A 17,245-nucleotide genomic window follows, 5' to 3' on the forward strand; every position below is an offset into this window, starting at 1 on the left:
CACAGGGCGCAACAAAGCTTCCGCCCGGCGTCGGCCGCCCCCTAGCCTAGGCTCATGCGCTCCCTGTTTGCCTTCCCCAACCCTGTCAACGAGTATGCTGCGCGCGTGACGGCCGGCCTTGTTGTGCTGCTGGCACTGGGGACCGCTGCCGCCGGGTCGGGATGGGGGCTGCTGGCCATCGCCGTCGGGTTCTGGCTGCGGCTGCTGTTCGGCCCCCGGATCTCGCCGCTGGCACTGCTGTCTGTCAAGGTCATCACGCCCCGGCTGGGCCGGGTCAAGCTGGTTCCCGGGCCGCCCAAACGCTTTGCCCAGGGCATGGGAGCTGTGGTTTCCACCGCGGCGTTCCTCCTGTTCGCCGCCGGCGCTGCGCCCGCCGCCTGGACCGTGCTGGGGATCCTGATCGCCGCGGCGTCGCTTGAGGCCTTCGCCGGATTTTGCCTTGGCTGCGTGATCTTCGGGTTCCTGCAGCGGCGCGGCCTGATTCCGGAAGAAGTCTGCGAGGCCTGCAACAACATCAGCCTTCGCCGGTTGTGACCTTCACCAGCTGGTCGGCCATGCCGCGGATGACTTCGGGCGCCTCCAGGGCCTCCAGCCAATCGGCGGGAAGGCAGTCCTCGCCGTAAAAGGCGCCAAGGATATTCCCGGCAATTGAACCGGTGGAATCGCTGTCGCCGCTGTGGTTGACGGCCAGGGCTACTGCTGTGCGGAAGTGCTGCACCGGGTCTGCGGCGCCTGCGCCCGCTGCCTCCCCGCTGTCGTCCGGCAGGGTGGCCAGGACGGCGTAAAGTGCGACGGCGAATGCTTCCTCAGCCACCCAGCCCTCGCCGAGTGCCTGGACCAGTTCCTCCGGCGTCACGATTCCCTTGCCTGCCAGCCGGAGTGCGCCCTCCAGCCGGTCAGGCAGTTCGGGGGCCACACCCTCGAACCCGGTGGCGTGGGCAACTGCTGCTGCCGCAGCTTCCCGCAGCCCGTCGCCGGCGACGAGGCGGTGGATGTGGAGGCTGAACGTTCCGGCGCTCTGGCGCGCTGACGGGTGGCCGTGCGTCAGGGAGGCGGCGTCGGAACTCAACTTGTAGACGGCATCGGGCGTGATGTGGGGGATGAGTCCGAACGGGGCGGACCGCATGACTGTCCCACAACCCTTGGACCCAGCGTTGACGGGCCGGATGGAGGTGCCCATTTCACCCGTTGCCAGGCCGGAGATACAGGCCTTGCCGGGGTGCCGCCGCTGATGCAGTACGGACTGTTCGTCGATCCAGCGGGGATGGGCCACAGGGGCCGATGCCGGAGCTGCTTCCCCCTGTGTGGCGAGCCAGCGCAGGTAGGCCAGCCACAGGCAGGCGTTAACATCCGCACCCACCCCGGAGTTGGCCCATTCCAGCGCCTCCACCAGGCCGTCCACGGTGTAGAGCGTCATTTGAGTGTCGTCTGAGAAGTGGCTGCTTCCCGCGAGGGCTTGGAAGCCCGTCAAGCCGTAGGCACCAAAGCGGCTCCGGATCTGGTCAATCGAGTCAAACTCCACTGCATAGCCCAGGGAATCGCCCAGCGCACCGCCCAGGAGACAGCCATGGATGCGGGACTTGAGGGAGGGCGTGGAAGTGTCCGGCTCGATGCTCATGCAGTAAATTTACCGTGGTGCGCCATGGCTGCCTGACGGGGCCGGCGTCGGCCTGCACCGCACCGGAAGCCGGCTGTCCAGCGAACGCACAGCCGGCGCTGGAATAATACCCGGGTTGCCCGAAGGCAAAACCCCGTACGCCTATCTGAAGGTCGCTACCATGCGCAAGCCCGTCCCGGCCCGTCACGCACTGCAGCCCTCCGGAGCTGGAACAGCCCGGCCTGGACTTCTGCCGCGGTTGACCGCCTGGAAGGACGCAGCCATCGGGAAGGACACGGGCAGTGTGGCCAGGAAGCGCAGCAGTTTTTTGACGGCAAGCAGGGCTGATGGTGGCAACTGCGGCGGTTGCCGGAACTGTCAGTGGCAGCCGATAGCTTAGGAACATGAGGTTACTTCACACATCGGACTGGCACTTGGGCCGGTCCTTCCACGGCGTCGGCATGCTGGATGCGCAGCGGGCCTTTGTCGACCAGCTGGTGGACGCCGTCACCCGGCACTCCGTGGACATTGTGCTGATCGCCGGGGACGTCTACGACCGCGCCCTCCCGGGCGTGGATGTGGTCCACCTGCTGGACGACGCCCTGGTCAGGCTGACTTCGGCAGGAGCCCGGGTAGTGCTCACCAGCGGCAACCATGACTCCGCCATCAGGCTGGGGTTCGCCTCGCGTCTGCTGGAGCGCGGCGGAGTGCACCTGCGGACCAGGCTTGAAGGCCTGGACCAGCCCCTGCTGCTGCCTGCAGCCGCAGCTGCCGAAGAGGGGGCAGCTGCCGGTGAAGCCGTGGTGGCCATCTACGGAATACCCTGGCTCGAACCGCGGCTGGTGGCCGAACAATTGGGCGTCCAGGCTGCCAGCCACTTCGAGGTCACCCGCGCGGCAACAGACCTGATCCGGCAGGACATCAAACGCCGGTCAGAGTCGGCAACAGTCCACTCGGTGGTTCTCGCCCATACGTTTGCCAGCGGGGGAATCAGCTCGGACAGTGAACGGGACCTCAGCATCGGCGGGGTGGGTGCCGTCCCGCTGGACCTCTTCGACGGCTTCAGCTACACCGCCCTGGGCCACCTGCACGGGCGGCAGTCCCTTTCGCCCCAAGTCCGGTACTCGGGCTCCCCGCTTGCGTACTCCTTCTCCGAGGCCTCCCACAACAAGGGCGCCTGGCTGATAAACATTGATGCCGATGGGGTTACCGGTGTCGAGGAAGTCCTGTGGGATGCCCCGCGTACCCTGGCCGTGCTGCGGGGTCCCCTGGACGAACTGCTTGAGTCGCCCGAGCACGCGTGGGCTGAAACCGCATACTGCCAGGTGACACTGACTGACGCCCAGCGTCCTGCCCGGGCCATGGACCGCCTTCGTTCACGCTTCCCTGACACCCTGGTGCTCGGGTTTGATCCCGAGGGCGGACCTGCCACCGCCGCTTCGACTTACAGCAGCAGGCTTGCCGAGGCACCGGATGACCTTGCCGTATGCTGCGGTTTCCTGGAGCACGTGCGCGGCCGCATCCCGGACGACGCAGAGAAGGCCGCGCTCGCGGGCGCGCTGGAAAACGTCCGCCTCCAGGAGGCCTCGCGATGAGAATTCACCACCTCCGCATCTCCGCATTCGGTCCCTTTGCCGGCACCGAGGAGATTGATTTCGACCGGCTCAGCGCACACGGCCTTTTCCTGCTCAATGGCCCTACCGGGGCAGGAAAAACGAGTGTGCTGGACGCCATCTGCTTCGCCCTGTATGGCTCGGTGCCAGGAGCACGCCAGGACGGCAAACGCCTGCGCAGCGACCACGCCGAGCCGGGCCAGGAGCCCTCCGTCAGTTGTGAGTTCTCCGCCCAGGGCCGCCGCTTTGAGGTCACACGTTCGCCTGCCTGGGAAAAGCCCAGCGCCAGGGGAAGGAACGGGTTCACCACCCAGCAGGCGAAAACTCTCCTGCGGGAACGCGTGGACGGGGCGTGGGTTGAAAAGTCGGCCCGCAATGACGAGGCAGGCGCGGAAATACTCGCCCTGCTGGGCATGGACCGTGAGCAATTTACCCGGGTGGTGATGCTGCCGCAGGGTGATTTTGCAGCCTTCCTGCGGTCCAAGGCCACCGACCGGCTTGAGCTTTTGCAGAAACTCTTTGGCACCCAGCGGTTCGAAGCAGTTGAACAGGAGCTGTCCCGCCAGGCGCAGGCAGCGAAAGAAGAAGTGTCTGTCCTTGCCGGCCAGCTGGAGCTTTTGGCGGCCCGGGCTGAGTCGGAATCGGCAACCCTGCAGCTTAGTGAGGCCGATGGCCCGTCCCGGGAGAACCCTGCTGCACGGCTCGACTGGCTGAAGGATGCTGCCGCCGAGCGCCTGCGCGAGCTGGCCCACGAGGCAAAAACCGCGGAAGCGGCAAGCCGGGAACGTGCCAACCGCGTCGAAGCGGAGACTGCACGCCGGGACCGGCACCGCAGGCTGGAGGAAGCCGCCACGAGGCAGGCCGCCGCGCAGGAAGCCCTGCCACGTCTGGAAGGGGTTGCCCTCCAGCTTGGCCGGCACCGCCAGGCAGAGGTACTCGCCGGACAATTGCGGAGTGTCGATGCCGGAGCGGTTAAAGTCCGGCGCGCAGCTGCCGCGATGGAATCGGCTTTCACCTTGCTTCGCCTCGCTGCCGGTGAAGACCCCGAACTGGCCCAGTTGGACCTCGGCCTTCCCGGCAGATGACGCGCTGGACCTGGCCGGGCCTGCGGCAGTTCCGGGTGCAGCGGACGAGTTGAACCGAATTCGGTCCCTGCTGGCCGTGGTCGAAGCGAGGCTTCCTGATGAGGACCGTCTCAAGAGGCTCCGGTCAAAGCACCAGCAGCTGCTGGCCAAACAGGACGACCTCACCGGGGCCGGTGCCGCGCTCGCCAGCCGTGTGGAGAGCCTCCTCAGTGAACGGTCGCGCCTCATCGGCGGCCTGGGTCCGCTGGAGGTGCGTGCCGGAGCGGCGGCCCTGCGTGCAAAGGAAGCAACGGCTGCCGAGGAGCTGCTGGACGTGGTCCGGCGGTATGCTGCGGCAGTGTCGGCCCGTGATGCCGTGAAACTGGAACACGACGCGGCCCGGGAGAACCAGCTGGAGACCAAACGGCACTGGCTTGACGTGAGGGAGCAACGGCTGGCGAACGCGGCCGCCGAGCTCGCGGCGCAGCTGGTCGACGGGGAACAGTGCCCGGTGTGCGGAAGCCCCGACCACCCCCTGCCGGCGGTAGCGAATGGGGGCGGCCCGGGGCTTGCCCGGGACGAGGAAGCGGCCCACCAGCTGTATGAAGCCGCTGACGCCGGGTTTTCAGCCGCCGGCCACAAGCTGGCCGAGTCAAACCAGCTGGTAGCCGTCCTCGCCGGCCAAGGCGGGGACATGGCCAAGGAGGAGGCCGCCAGCGCGGCAGAAGAGGCGCGCCGGGCGGCCGCCGACGCCGAACAGGCGGTCGGGGAGCTCGCGGCAGCCCGGTTGCGGCTTGAAACGCTTGAGGCGGGCATTGCAGCTGCACAAGCTTCACGTGCCGGCACCGAGGCCGAGCTTGCCCAGGTGGTGTCCTCCCTTGCGGACGTGGCCGAACAGTCGTCCTCGCTCAACCAGGCTTTGGCAGGACTGAGGGCCGGCCACCGCAGCCTTTCCCACCGGTTGCGTGCCTTGGAAAACGCGGCTGCGATGCTGGGTAAAGCCGTTGATGCCCAGGCTGAGCTGAGCTCTGCCAAGGTGCAGGCTGCCGAGGCCTTGGAACAGCTGGAGCAGGCGTTGCCCGAAGCCGGGTTCGCCACCGCCGATGAGGCGCGCGAACACCTGCTGGCCGGCAGTGAAGCTGCTGCCCTGGAATCCGAGATGCGGTCCGCCCACGATGAAGCGGCGAAGGTGGCGGAACTGTTCGCATCAGCGGACATCGTGCTCGCCCTTGAGGAAGCGGCTGCCGGTCAAGTGCCTGATGAGCAGCAGCTCGCCGTCCATCAGGCTGAGGCTGCGGCCGCCCTGAAGGAAGCCCGTGACGCGGACCTGGCAGCAGGCATGGCCAAGCGCTGCCTCGAGTCGCTGGCCTCCATCCGTACGGCCTATGACGAGCTTGCCGGATCCGCGCGGGGGCCCGCGGAGCTGGCCCGCATGCTTGCCGGCCTGGCGGACGCAGCGGCCGGCCGGGGAGACAACACCTACCGGATGAGCCTGAACAGCTACGTGCTGGCGGCGCGGCTGGAGCAGGTGGCTCTGGCCGCATCCGAACGCCTGGTTGCCATGACCGACGGCCGGTACCTCCTGCAACACACTGACGCGAAGGCGGCGCGCGGTGCCAAGTCCGGGCTGGGCCTGGAAGTGGTGGATCAATGGACCGGGCATCGCCGGGACACGTCCACCTTGTCCGGCGGTGAATCCTTTATGGCGTCGCTCTCCCTGGCGCTCGGGCTGGCAGACGTAGTCCAGCAGGAGGCCGGCGGAGTCGAAATCGAGACGCTCTTTGTGGATGAGGGGTTCGGCAGCCTTGACGAGCAATCCCTGGAACAAGTGATGGATGCCTTGGAGGGCCTGCGGGACGGCGGCAGGGTAGTGGGGCTTGTCAGCCATGTGGGGGAAATGAAGCAACGGATCGGAACGCAGCTTCAGGTACTAAAGACCAGGAACGGATCCACGCTGCGGATCGCCGAAGCCCTGGACGTCCCGGTCTGAGGTTGCGGGTAAGCGCGGATATACTTGGACAGTTACCGGGTTTCGCGCATCGGGAGGAGGGACGATGCGCATGACTGAACGAGCCCGGAATTGAAATCCTCCACTTCCTTTTCATCTGGCCAGCCTGCTGCTTCGGGGCACGCCGTCCTTCCCGCCACACAGGAACCTGCCACACCGGAACCTGCCACACCGGAACCTGCCACACCGGAACCTGCCACACAGGCTCCCATGCAGCCTGCTTCCGGCGGCCGTTTCGCCAGGCTTCCCCATCTCGCCGGCCGCGGCTTCATTCCCCTGGGTCTCTTTGCCCGGCTTCCCTTGGCCATGCTGACGGTAGGCACCCTGACCCTGGTCACTTCCAACAGCGGTTCTTATGCCCTGGGCGGCACTGCGGCAGGTGCGGTGGGCATTGGCTCCGCCCTCGGCGCTCCGGTCCTGGGAGCCCTGGCCGACAGGCGGGGCCAACGTCCCATGCTGCTGTGGGCGGCCGTCCTTAATACCGCAGCCGTAGTGGCGTTGATCCTTGCAGCCTCTGCCATGGGAACGTCCGGAAGTTTTCCCGCTGCCGTGTTGGCCGCCGCGTTCCTCTCGGGGGCAAGCTGTCCGCAGGTAGGCCCGCTGGCCCGCGTCCGGTGGATGGCCCTGACGTCGCGGGGCAAGGCGCCGGATAACAGGCGGGACCTGGACACGGCGCTCTCGTACGAGAGCACGGCGGACGAAGTGACTTTTGTGCTGGGGCCTGCGCTCGTGGGAATCCTTGCCAGCCTCCTGGCGCCCTGGCTTCCGCTCGCGCTGGCGGCAGCCATGACCATCACGCTGGTGCCCGCCTTTGCCGCGCATCGCACCCACCGCGCGGTGCCGGCGGCACGCCACGCGGTTCCGGCCGCAGAACGCCGCTCCAGGGTGAGGATGCCTGCCGCCGTCGCCCTGCCAGTAGTTGCGATGGTGTGCATGGGCACATTTTTCGGCTCAACGCAGGCGGCTTTGAGTTCATTCTCCGCCAGCTACGCCACCTCCGAACTCGCCGGACTGCTGTATGCCGTGATGGGGCTCAGCTCCGCTGCCGCGGCGCTCTCAGTTGCCTACTGGCCGCATCGTTTCAGCCTTTCCTGGCGCTGGGTGGTGTCCGCTGTACTGATGGCAGCACTCGCCGTGCTCCTGCTGGTGCCGTCGTCACTGGGTGCGATGGTGGCAGTGCTGCTCATCCTTGGGGTCCCCGTGGGCCCGGTGATGGTAACCGTCTTCGCCGTCGGAGGCGTGCTGGCCCCGGAGGGGCGGCTGGGCACGGTGATGACCGCACTGGCCAGCGGCATTGTGGCCGGCACCGCGATCGGCTCGTCCCTGGGCGGCCGGCTGGCACAGGACCATGGCTACGCGGCGGCGTTCCTTGTTCCCGCCTGCGCGGCCTCCGCGCTGGCACTCCTCGGAGCCGCGGCCGCCGTCGTGCTTCAACGCCGCAGCGTCCGCCGCTGACGAGGCTCAGCCTACCGGCGCAAAGTCAGGTCAGCTGCCGTTCAAATCCTGGCAGCGCTTTCGGCGAGCGCCGCGCCCACCACTGAAGGGTCGTGGGCGGACCGGATGTAGACGACGGCGAGTGCTGCAGGGCGGCCGCCCGGCACACGGACGGGTGCGGCCAGGGAGGAGACCCCGGCTATGACCTCGTCATGGCTGGCGGAGTACCCGGCGCGCCTGGCAACAGCCGCTTCGGGCCGGTAGGGAACGCCTGTCTCCAGCCGGTCCCACTCAGCTTCAGTGAGGGCAGACTGGATGGCGATGCCGGGCGCACCGGCATTGATGGGGTGCCGGGTGCCGGGATGCTGGGCCACCGTCGCGCCCGAGTGCCGCGGTTCCACTGTGACCAGGGTGATGCAGTCGTGGTGGTCCCACAAAGCCACGAACGCCGTCATGTCCAGGGTGTTGGCCAGGTGGGTGAGTTCGGGAAGGGCAGCACTTTGGAGGTTCCGCGAGACGCTCCGGGCCAACACGGCGAGGCCGGGCCCGGGCTGGACCCGGCCGCCCGTCGTCACGGACCAGGAGCGAGTGGTCCTCAAGGGTGCGCAGGATGCGGTACGCCACGGAACGGTGCACCCCCATCGCATCGGCGAGCTCGGCGATGGTTATGGGGCCGGGCGCCGCGGCCAGGATCTCAAGGGCGCGGATGCCGCGGGAAAGCGTTTGGGAGGGTGAAGCCTGTGGCGGCGCTGCTCCGGCCGGGGCTGCGGCGGTGGGGCTCATGCTGTCCATCCTAGGTCGCTTTGGAGCGGTGTCGCGGCTCGTATGCAGGGATTCGCCGAGACGCGGCGTCCGCATTAAGAAACGGCGGTTCAAATATAGAACTTACGGGCGTCCCAGTCCACCTGCCACAGTGGCGGGCAACCAAACACGGTGCAGTCGAAATTCAGTTGGGGCGTGTCCCGCCTCACACTTTCGTAGTACTCTTTCAACTAACTGACCGTTCTGTCGGTAATCCTGAAGGCGTCCCGGCGGCGTAGCTGCCGATAAAACAATGGAGTTTCAATGACCACACCTTCCAAGGTGGATACGCTCGCTGGTCCCAGCACCCGGCGTGAGGAGCGCAAAGTCCTCGCCGGCACCCTGGTCGGCACCACCATCGAATGGTACGACTTCTTCATCTTTGCCCAGCTGACCGCAACGCTGCTGTCACCCCTGTTCCTGGCGCCATTGAATGAGTCCAACCCCGGACTCGCCCAAATCCTCTCGTTTGCCCTGATCGGCATCAGCTTCCTCTTCCGCCCGCTGGGCGCAGTGGTGGCCGGCCACCTCGGCGACCGCCTGGGCCGCAAGGCAATGCTCGTCTTCACCCTGGTGATGATGGGCGCAGCCACCGCACTCATTGGCATGCTGCCCACCTACGCACAGATTGGTGCCTGGGCGCCCATCCTCCTGATCACCCTGCGCATCATCCAGGGCTTTTCGGCAGGAGGCGAGTGGGGCGGTGCAGCGCTGATGGCAGTGGAACACGCACCTCTGAATAAGCGCGGCCTCTTCGGCGCCTACCCCCAGATCGGCGTCCCGATCGGCATGATCCTTGCCACCGGCCTCCTCTTCTTCCTAAACACCAGCATGTCCAGGGAAGACTTTGCGGCCTGGGGCTGGCGCGTTCCGTTCCTGCTCTCCATCGTCCTCATCGTGGTGGGCTACCTGATCCGGCGTGCTGTTGCTGAGAGCCCGGTCTTCCAGGAGATGGCCGCGCGGAAGCAGGAAAGCAAGGCGCCGCTGGGAGTGCTGGTCCGCAACCACAAGAGGCCGGTCCTGTACTCCACCCTGATCTTCATCGGCAACAACGCTGCCGGCTACCTGCTCATCGCCTTCTTCATCGCCTATGCCACCAGGACGCTGCAGATGCCCACGCCCCAGGTCCTGCTGGCTACCACCCTGGCGTCCTTCGGCTGGCTGATCTTCACCCTGGCGGGCGGCTGGCTCTCTGACCGCATCGGCCGGGTCAAGACGTTCCTCATCGGCTACGCCATCATCTTCGCCTGGATGATTCCCATGTTCGCCCTGATCGACACCAGGAACATCTGGCTCTACGGTGTGGCGCTGTTTGTCCTCACCATCGGCCTCGGGCTGTCCTACGGGCCCATGTCCGCCATGTACGCCGAGATGTTCCCGGCCAATGTCAGGTACTCCGGCATTTCCATCGGGTACGCGTTCGGGGCCATCCTGGGCGGAGCCTTCGCGGCAACCATCGCCGAAACGCTGCTGCAGACCACCAAGTGGGCCGGATCCATCGGTATCTACATCATGGTCCTCTGCGTCATCTCGGCCATCGGTGTGCTGCTGGCCAAGGAGACCAAGGGCCGTCCGCTGGGCGTCAGCCACCACTGACCTCGTTAACTCCGCAGTAGGGCGACGGGCCCGGACCGCACTGGTCCGGGCCCGTCGCCGTGCAGGCGGTACCAATCAAACCAGGGGACGCTGTTACTGCTTCAGGAAACTGATGGCGTCATCGTCCGTAAGCTGTTCAAAGTGGCGGTAGAAGCTGCCCACGGCCCGGAACTTTCCCGGCAGATGCAGGCACAGAACGGCGTCGCACACCCGCTCCACCGAGGCTTCCGCCTCGATGGAACCGACAGGGGCGGCGGCCACTATCGTTGTCGCGCCACCCTCGCGGACGGCTTCGACGGCGGCGCGCATGGTGGCGCCGGTGGCCAGTCCGTCGTCGACCAGCAGGACAGTCTTGCCGGACAGGTCGTGGTCTATTTCCGGATATAAATCGACGCGGCGCAGCAGTTCGGCGCGTTCGCGGTGCTCCACCTCGTCCAGCAGCTCCTGGCGCACTCCGTGCTCCAGTACCCGGTCCATCAGCGGCTTGTTGAGCAGGCGGACCGTTCGGCCGCGGGCCCATGCCAGGGCGCCGTACGCAGTTTCCTGGTGCCCCGGGATGCCGAGCTTTCGCACCAGGACAGCTCCCAGCGGGAGATAGAGGGCCTTGGCGGCCGAAGCCGCTACCGGGATGCCGCCCCGGGCAAGGCCGAGGACTACCGTGCCGGGCCGCGCACGGAACTGAGCGAGTACCGCGGCCAGCCGCTCACCGGCCTCAGTACGGTCTTCAAAGCGCGTCAGCATGTTTCCCTCCCGGCTACCCAGCCCTTCCTTCAGCCTACCGCCGGGAAAAGGGCGGCAGGAGACAACGGGCAGGGGGACCGGTATTTGTTAGACCGAGAGGAAAGTGATGGCTGCCTGTTTAAAGGCCCGGCTGGTGATTGCGTTGGTGTGGTTCCGGCCCGACAGCATCACCTGTTCAACTGACCCCCCGGCCTTAGCCGCCAGGTCAGCCAGCTGCGGCAGGCTGGCCGCGCGTTCGTCCTTGTCACCGGCCACCAGGAGCATCGGCACATGGGGAACGGCCTCGGCCGGGTCGTAGGGCTCGGCTTTAATCGCTTCGACCAGGGAGAGGAGCGCAAAGATGTTGTTGCTGGGCAGCAGCAGCGCCATTTTCAGCAGCCTGGCAGTGGACTCGTCAGCGATCGGGGTCCCGTCGGCGAGGTAATCCTGGGCAGCGACGAGGTCGAAGGCCGCGAGCGGGTCCGCGACGTTCGGCCCGCCCAGCACCAACCGGTGCACGATTTCCGGCTGCGTGGCTCCGAACTCCCAGGCGAGCCGGGAACCAAGGGAGTAACCCACTATGTCCAGCCCGCTGGAGGGGTCACCGTCCTGAACGGGCCGCACACCGGCGTCGAACGCTACCTGGAGCAGGTCCGCCCGGATTCTGCTGGGGGAGTAGGAATCCCGGTCCTCAGGTGCTCCGCTTCGGCCGTGTCCTGGCAGGTCCACCGTGATGACGCGCCGGCCGGCGTCGAGCAGCGCCGCCACCCAGCCGGTGTCTTCCCAGTTGAGCTTGCTGGAGGACGAGAAGCCGTGCAGCAGGAGGACGGGCCGGAGCCCGGCATCCACGGCGGGATCATGCACCCCCACGTACAACTGGGGATCTGATCCCTCTACTGTGTGCAAGTGCTGCTCGCCGGTGTGCCTGCCGCTCATGGTGTCAGTCCTCATCAACTACGGCACCCGGGCGGACCGGGCGCTTCGGAACCTCGTACATCGGGACTACTCTACCTGCCGGGTCCTGGTGGTGAACCGGGCGGCCACGGCGCAGGCCACCGCAATCCCCGCGATCAGGCCGATGGTGCTGAAGAGCTGGATGCGGCTGCTCTCGGCGCTGAAGCCCACCGCGAAGATCAGGCCCAGCAGGACGAGCCCCACAATGGTCAGGGCCGGGAAGCCCTTCATCCGCAGCGGCAGCGGCGTGCCCTCCCGATCTGCCCGGCGCCGCAGGATCAGCTGCGAGACCAGCGCGCTGCCCCACACCACCAGGCAGGTGGAACCCACCAGCTGGAACAGGGCGGGAAGGATACGCTCCGGGAACAGCAGTTCCAGGACCGTGGCGACGAAACCGAACGCCACTGACACCCCGACGGCCAGCATGGGCACGCTGGCGCGGTTCAGCCCTGTGAGGAACCGCGGTGCTTCGGCCCGCTCCGCGAGGGAATAGACCATCCGGGAGGCCCCGTAAAGGTTGGCGTTCAACGCGGAAAGGAGCGCGACGACGGCCACCAGGGTGATGGCTGTTGCGGCACCGGGGATCCGGGCCGTGTCCAAAACTCCGGCAAACGGCGACGCCAGGCTCTCCGAAGTTGCCGGCAGAACCGTGGCGATCACAAAAACGGAGCCGATGTAGAAAACCAGGATGCGCCAGACAACGGTTCTGATGGCCTTGCCCACGCTGTGCTCCGGATCTTCGGTCTCTGCCGCCGCCACGGACACGATCTCGGTGCCGCCGAAAGCGAAGATCACCACAAAGAGGGCGGAGGCGATGCCGCCCAGTCCGGCGGGGGCGAAATCTGCCGTCAGGTTGGCCAGGCCCGGGGACGCCACGTCCGGCAGCAGCCCCAGCAGCAGGGCGGCGCCCACTCCCAGGAACAGGATGATCGCGGCAACCTTGAGGATGGCGAACCAGAACTCGAACTCACCGAAGTTCCGGACGCCCGTGAGGTTGATGGCGGTGAAGACGACCATAAAGACCAGTGCCAGCGCCCACACTGGAATCACCGGCCACACCGTAAACAGCAGCCCGGCAGCTCCCAGTGCCTCGGCGGCGATCACCACTACCAGCTGCAGCCACCAGAGCCAGCCGATGGTGGCGCCGGCTGTCTTTCCCAGGGCCCGCTCGGCATACACGGAGAAGGCGCCGCTGTTCGGGTTCGCGGCGGCCATCTCGCCCAGCGCCCACATCACCAGGATGATCAGCGTGCCTGCCACCAGGTAGGAGATGAGCACTGCGGGGCCGGCCGCCTGCACGCCTGCCCCGGATCCCAGGAACAGACCGGCGCCAATGGCGCTGCCCAGGCCCATCATGGTGAGCTGGCGCGGCTTCATGGTGTGGCCCAGATGGCCTTGTGCGTGCACTGCGGTGGACTTCATCGTCATTTTGCTGCTGAACCTTCTTGGGGTGTGGTTGGGCTCCTCGTGGGACCTATCGAATTTACCGCCTCCCGTCCTGCAGCGCGTAGTCGGCGCACAACAGCCGGGCCGTTGGATGAGCCGGAGCCCAGCTGAAACATTTGCTAAATGAACGGCGTTAGGCCGTAGAATTAGTTTTGGTCAAGATGACCATAACTGGCGGGGCGCGGCAGGTGTCCTTCAAACCGGAAGGCGGTGGCACGTGTACTCGAGCTCTGCCAACGTCTCTGAGCGCCAAGCGGCGCCGCCCCCGCTCGCTATCTCCACCGTCATTTTCGCGCTGCGCCCCAGCGAAAGCTCGGGCCGGCCCACGCTGTGGCTGCCCCTGGTCCGCCGGATCCGGGAGCCGTACAAAGGGTTGTGGGCACTGCCGGGAGGCCCCCTCAGCCACTCTGAATCCCTGCAGGATGCGGCGTCGCGGAACCTGGTGGAAACCACGGGCCTTGCGCCCAGCTACCTGGAGCAGCTTTATGCCTTTGGCGGGCTGCACCGCTCACCCACCCAGCGGGTGGTCTCAATCGTCTATTGGGCCCTGGTTCAACCCACGGAAGCCGCGCTCGCGGACGAGTCGGAAAACGTCCGGTGGTTCCGGGCGGACCGGCTGGGGGAACTTGCCTTCGACCACAACGCAATCGTGGACTACGCGCTCTGGCGGCTGCGCAACAAGCTGGCCTACGGCTCCGTGGCGTACCACCTGCTGGGGGAGTACTTCACTCTCGCCCAGGTCCGGGAAGTCTACGAAGCCGTACTGGACAGGCAACTGGACCCCGCCAACTTCCGCCGGCAGCTCAAATCCACCCCTGACATCGAAGAAACCGGCGAGTACCTCCAGGGCGGCAAACACCGCCCGCCCCGCCTCTACCGCTTTACCGGCCGGCCCGGCCTTGACCCAGACAACAGGAGCACACCATGAGCAGCGTCAACACAGCAATCCAGCTGATCACACGCGAACAGGCCGCAAAAGGCGCGGCCGCAAAGGGCGGCACGTGCAGCCCCGCGCTGGCCAAGGGGCCGTGGGACTACGACCTCGCAGAGGCGCTCGCCGGTATCCCCGCGTACGGCCCCGGCGCCTCCAGCGCCGACGTTGCACCTCCGGCAACCCCGCGCCAGGGGCAGCTGCCGGAGGAGTACAAGCTCGCCAGCGATGCGGAGCTGGGTGAGAGGATCCTGGCAGCGAAGGCCGTGCTGGGGGACAGGGCCGTCATCCTGGGGCACTTCTACCAGCGCGATGAGGTGATCCAGTACGCCGACTTCGTGGGTGATTCCTTCCAGCTGGCCAACGCCGCCCTCACCCGGCCGGACGCGGAGGCCATCGTGTTCTGTGGCGTCCACTTCATGGCCGAAACCGCTGACATCCTTTCCGCGCCGGAACAGGCTGTCATCCTGCCCAACCTTGCCGCCGGCTGCTCCATGGCGGACATGGCGGATGCGGACTCCGTGGCCGAATGCTGGGAACAGCTTGAGGAGATCTACGGCACCGAGCCCGACGCCGACGGCCGGGTTCCCGTCATGCCCGTCACCTACATGAACTCCTCGGCAGCCCTGAAGGCATTCTGCGGTGAGCGCGGCGGCATCGTCTGCACCTCCTCCAATGCCAAGACCGTCCTCGAGTGGGCGTTCCAGAGGGCCCAGCGGGTGCTGTTCTTCCCGGACCAGCACCTGGGCCGTAACACCGCGAAAGCCCTGGGAATCCCCCTGGAGCAGATGCCCATGTGGAACCCGCGCAAGGACCTGGGCGGTAACGACGAACAGGCCCTGCTCGAGTCCAGGGTCATCCTGTGGCACGGGTTCTGCTCGGTGCACAAGCGCTTCAACGTAGCCCAGATTGAAAAGGCCCGGGCCGACTTCCCCGGCGTCCAGGTGATTGTCCACCCCGAGTGCCCCATGGAAGTGGTGGACGCAGCCGATTCCGCCGGTTCCACCGACTTCATCAAGAAGGCCATCGCCGCGGCCACGGAGCCCACCACCTTCGCCATCGGCACCGAAATCAACATGGTGAACCGGCTCGCGGCAGAGTACCCCCAGCACACGATTTTCTGCCTGGACCCCGTCATCTGCCCCTGCTCCACCATGTACCGCATCCACCCCGGCTACCTTGCCTGGGTCCTCGAAGAACTGGTTGCCGGGCGCGTCGTCAACCGGATCACCGTCGCGGACTCGGTGCAGGATCACGCCCGGACCGCCCTTGAGCGTATGCTCGCGGCCAGGCCGTCATGACAAGGCCATCCACCCCGGCCCCTCTTGAGGACCGGCAAGCGCCAGGACCCGGTGTGGCGCCCGCCCGCCACAGCCCTGCGGCGCGGACACGGCTGATCGTCGTCGGCAGTGGCATCGCGGGGCTCTATGCTGCCCTGCTGGCAGCGGATGCCGGTGCTGAGGTGGTGCTCCTGAGCAAGGGCCGGCTTCGCGAAAGCAACACCTGGTACGCCCAGGGCGGGATTTCTGCGGTGCTGGACGGGCCTGCCCCCGGTGACACCGTGGCGGCCCACATCGCGGATACGCTCCGGGCCGGGGCGGGGCATTGCAATGAAGACGCTGTCCGGCTGATGTGCACCGAGGCGAGCCGGGACATCGCAGGGCTGCGGCGTTTCGGCGTCCGCTTCGATGCAGCGGCCGACGGCGGCCCGGCTTTAGGGCTGGAAGCAGCCCATTCAGCGCCCCGCATCCTCCACGCCGGCGGCGACGCTACCGGAGCGAAGGTCGCCGCGGCGCTGATCCAGTCAGTGCTTCAGCGGCAAGCCGATGGGATCCTGACGGTCCGGACTTCTGCCCACGCAACATCCCTCCTCCAGCAAAACGGCAGAGTGACCGGAGTGGAGTCCCTTCAGGACGGCAACTTGGCCATGGTGCAGGGGGACGCCGTCCTGCTGGCAACCGGAGGAGCGGGCCAGCTGTTCGCCCAGACCACCAATCCCGCGGTGGCCACCGCCGACGGCGTTGCGCTCGCCGTCCGCGCCGGAGCGGCGGCAACTGACCTGGAATTCTTCCAGTTCCATCCCACCTGCCTGGTCGTAGCCCCGCCATCAGGCCCGGCGACGGCACCAGGCACTGCGCAGGCTCCGTTGCTTATTTCTGAAGCCGTCCGTGGTGAGGGAGCTATTCTCGTCGACGGCAACGGGAAGCGCTTCATGCGGGCGTACCATCCGGACGCGGAGCTCGCCCCGCGCGACGTCGTGTCCCGCAGCATTGCCCTGCACCTTGCCAAGCTCGGTGACCCCAACGGCCACGTCTACCTCGATGCGCGAGTGATTGAGTCCATCAAGGGCCCAGGGTTCCTGGCAAAGCGTTTCCCCACCCTCACGCAGCGGACGCTCGACACCGGTATCGACTGGACGCGCGAACTGGTTCCGGTCGCACCGGCAGCGCATTACTGGATGGGCGGCGTCACCACCGATCTTCACGGCCGAACCACGGTGCCCGGTCTCTACGCAGCAGGTGAAGTCGCCTGCACCGGCGTCCAAGGAGCGAACCGCTTGGCCAGCAACTCCCTCCTCGAAGGACTTGTTTTCGGCCGCCGCGCTGTTGAGGACTTCCCTGGCAGGCAGTCCCGCAGGTCCCTCGGTTCCTCCGGAACTGCCTCATGGATTCTTCGCGGGGCAGCCTGAATCCGGTGTTCCCGCCGAGAGTCTGCTGGCCAACGTCGGTGGTAAGGAGGGTAGGGAGGAGCCGTTCTCGCGGGATGGTCTGCGGCGGCTGATGACTGCCAAGGCCGGGGTGCTTCGTGATGGGGTGCTGCTCTCCGAGGCGGGGGAAACCCTTGACCGGTGGGCCGCCGTCGTCCGTCCCGAGAGTGTTCCCACCGGTGGGGACGTCCGGGAGCACGAGGACCGCAACCTGCTGCTTGCCGCGCGGTTGCTGGTGGCCGCAGCGCAGGAGCGCATCGAGTCCCTGGGTGCGCACTACCGGAGCGACGCTCCTGCTGATGCTGCCGCCATCTCCGACGAGTTTGAAAAAACTTTCCGAACCCGCCCGAAAGCGAGCCTTGTCCATGACTGAA

12 protein-coding genes and 2 pseudogenes are annotated in these 17,245 nt (G+C 66.8%); 9 read left to right on the forward strand and 5 right to left on the reverse strand.

Annotated features, from left to right (window positions below):
- Positions 1 to 54: 54 nt before the first annotated feature.
- Positions 55 to 534 carry a DUF4395 domain-containing protein gene (locus QFZ70_RS06690; protein ID WP_307094637.1) on the forward strand — a complete coding sequence of 160 codons (480 nt, stop codon included), beginning with the start codon at positions 55 to 57 and terminating at the stop codon, positions 532 to 534.
- Here the strand turns inward: QFZ70_RS06690 and QFZ70_RS06695 are convergent.
- Positions 515 to 1,618 (reverse strand): ADP-ribosylglycohydrolase family protein, encoded by a 1,104-nt coding sequence (locus tag QFZ70_RS06695; protein WP_307094638.1) that lies wholly within the window; start codon positions 1,616 to 1,618, stop codon positions 515 to 517. The two genes, QFZ70_RS06690 and QFZ70_RS06695, sit on opposite strands and share 20 nt — an antisense overlap.
- A gap of 383 nt (positions 1,619 to 2,001) precedes the next feature.
- On the opposite strand from QFZ70_RS06695, the gene QFZ70_RS06700 reads away from it, so the two are divergent.
- The 4 genes from QFZ70_RS06700 to QFZ70_RS06710 all read left to right on the forward strand — a co-directional run bounded on the left by QFZ70_RS06700 (position 2,002) and on the right by QFZ70_RS06710 (position 7,737).
- A complete protein-coding gene (locus tag QFZ70_RS06700; protein ID WP_307094639.1) occupies positions 2,002 to 3,192 on the forward strand; it encodes an exonuclease SbcCD subunit D in 1,191 nt (396 codons plus the stop codon).
- Positions 3,189 to 4,295, forward strand: coding sequence for an AAA family ATPase (locus QFZ70_RS18980; RefSeq protein ID WP_373461548.1), 1,107 nt, complete (start codon positions 3,189 to 3,191; stop codon positions 4,293 to 4,295). Before QFZ70_RS06700 ends, QFZ70_RS18980 begins: the two co-directional genes overlap by 4 nt.
- Positions 4,246 to 6,264, forward strand: coding sequence for an SbcC/MukB-like Walker B domain-containing protein (locus QFZ70_RS06705; RefSeq protein ID WP_373461549.1), 2,019 nt, complete (start codon positions 4,246 to 4,248; stop codon positions 6,262 to 6,264). The genes QFZ70_RS18980 and QFZ70_RS06705 overlap by 50 nt, the downstream gene beginning before the upstream one ends.
- Positions 6,265 to 6,492: 228 nt before the next feature.
- Positions 6,493 to 7,737, forward strand: a complete 1,245-nt coding sequence (locus QFZ70_RS06710) for an MFS transporter (protein WP_307094640.1) — start codon at positions 6,493 to 6,495, stop codon at positions 7,735 to 7,737.
- A gap of 41 nt (positions 7,738 to 7,778) precedes the next feature.
- Here the strand turns inward: QFZ70_RS06710 and QFZ70_RS06715 are convergent.
- Positions 7,779 to 8,499: pseudogene (locus QFZ70_RS06715) on the reverse strand (IclR family transcriptional regulator).
- A 282-nt stretch (positions 8,500 to 8,781) separates the two neighbouring features.
- Between QFZ70_RS06715 and QFZ70_RS06720 the strand changes: the two are divergent.
- Positions 8,782 to 10,113 carry an MFS transporter gene (locus tag QFZ70_RS06720; RefSeq protein WP_307094641.1) on the forward strand — a complete coding sequence of 444 codons (1,332 nt, stop codon included), beginning with the start codon at positions 8,782 to 8,784 and terminating at the stop codon, positions 10,111 to 10,113.
- A gap of 93 nt (positions 10,114 to 10,206) precedes the next feature.
- Here the strand turns inward: QFZ70_RS06720 and QFZ70_RS06725 are convergent, their stop codons facing one another.
- The 3 genes from QFZ70_RS06725 to QFZ70_RS06735 all read right to left on the reverse strand — a co-directional run bounded on the left by QFZ70_RS06725 (position 10,207) and on the right by QFZ70_RS06735 (position 13,215).
- Positions 10,207 to 10,854, reverse strand: a complete 648-nt coding sequence (locus QFZ70_RS06725; RefSeq protein ID WP_307094642.1) for a phosphoribosyltransferase — start codon at positions 10,852 to 10,854, stop codon at positions 10,207 to 10,209.
- 87 nt (positions 10,855 to 10,941) lie between these two features.
- Positions 10,942 to 11,769, reverse strand: coding sequence for an alpha/beta fold hydrolase (locus QFZ70_RS06730; RefSeq protein WP_307094643.1), 828 nt, complete (start codon positions 11,767 to 11,769; stop codon positions 10,942 to 10,944).
- A 66-nt stretch (positions 11,770 to 11,835) separates the two neighbouring features.
- Entirely contained in the window at positions 11,836 to 13,215 is a 1,380-nt protein-coding gene (locus QFZ70_RS06735) for an amino acid permease (protein ID WP_307094644.1), read from the reverse strand.
- A gap of 235 nt (positions 13,216 to 13,450) precedes the next feature.
- On the opposite strand from QFZ70_RS06735, the gene QFZ70_RS06740 reads away from it, so the two are divergent.
- The 3 genes and pseudogenes from QFZ70_RS06740 (at position 13,451) to nadB (ending at position 17,244) form a co-directional block, all read left to right on the forward strand.
- Entirely contained in the window at positions 13,451 to 14,161 is a 711-nt protein-coding gene (locus QFZ70_RS06740; RefSeq protein ID WP_307094645.1) for an NUDIX domain-containing protein, read from the forward strand.
- Positions 14,158 to 15,465 (forward strand): quinolinate synthase NadA, encoded by a 1,308-nt coding sequence (nadA, locus tag QFZ70_RS06745; protein ID WP_307094646.1) that lies wholly within the window; start codon positions 14,158 to 14,160, stop codon positions 15,463 to 15,465. Before QFZ70_RS06740 ends, nadA begins: the two co-directional genes overlap by 4 nt.
- Positions 15,462 to 17,244 (forward strand): annotated as a pseudogene (gene nadB, locus QFZ70_RS06750) (L-aspartate oxidase). Before nadA ends, nadB begins: the two are co-directional and overlap by 4 nt.
- Position 17,245 lies beyond the last annotated feature (1 nt).

The organism is Arthrobacter sp. V1I9 (assembly GCF_030817075.1).
Lineage (GTDB): Bacteria > Actinomycetota > Actinomycetes > Actinomycetales > Micrococcaceae > Arthrobacter.

What these genes read in the sequence shown, in the direction of transcription:
- QFZ70_RS06695 (WP_307094638.1), bottom strand. Translation starts at nt 1,618, where the DNA reads ATGAGCATCGAGCCGGACACTTCCACGCCCTCCCTCAAGTCCCGCATC.
- QFZ70_RS06720 (WP_307094641.1), top strand. Translation starts at nt 8,782, where the DNA reads ATGACCACACCTTCCAAGGTGGATACGCTCGCTGGTCCCAGCACCCGG.
- nadA (WP_307094646.1), top strand. Translation starts at nt 14,158, where the DNA reads ATGAGCAGCGTCAACACAGCAATCCAGCTGATCACACGCGAACAGGCC.
- QFZ70_RS06700 (WP_307094639.1), top strand. Translation starts at nt 2,002, where the DNA reads ATGAGGTTACTTCACACATCGGACTGGCACTTGGGCCGGTCCTTCCAC.
- QFZ70_RS06725 (WP_307094642.1), bottom strand. Translation starts at nt 10,854, where the DNA reads ATGCTGACGCGCTTTGAAGACCGTACTGAGGCCGGTGAGCGGCTGGCC.
- QFZ70_RS06710 (WP_307094640.1), top strand. Translation starts at nt 6,493, where the DNA reads ATGCAGCCTGCTTCCGGCGGCCGTTTCGCCAGGCTTCCCCATCTCGCC.
- QFZ70_RS18980 (WP_373461548.1), top strand. Translation starts at nt 3,189, where the DNA reads ATGAGAATTCACCACCTCCGCATCTCCGCATTCGGTCCCTTTGCCGGC.
- QFZ70_RS06730 (WP_307094643.1), bottom strand. Translation starts at nt 11,769, where the DNA reads ATGAGCGGCAGGCACACCGGCGAGCAGCACTTGCACACAGTAGAGGGA.
- QFZ70_RS06735 (WP_307094644.1), bottom strand. Translation starts at nt 13,215, where the DNA reads ATGACGATGAAGTCCACCGCAGTGCACGCACAAGGCCATCTGGGCCAC.
- QFZ70_RS06690 (WP_307094637.1), top strand. Translation starts at nt 55, where the DNA reads ATGCGCTCCCTGTTTGCCTTCCCCAACCCTGTCAACGAGTATGCTGCG.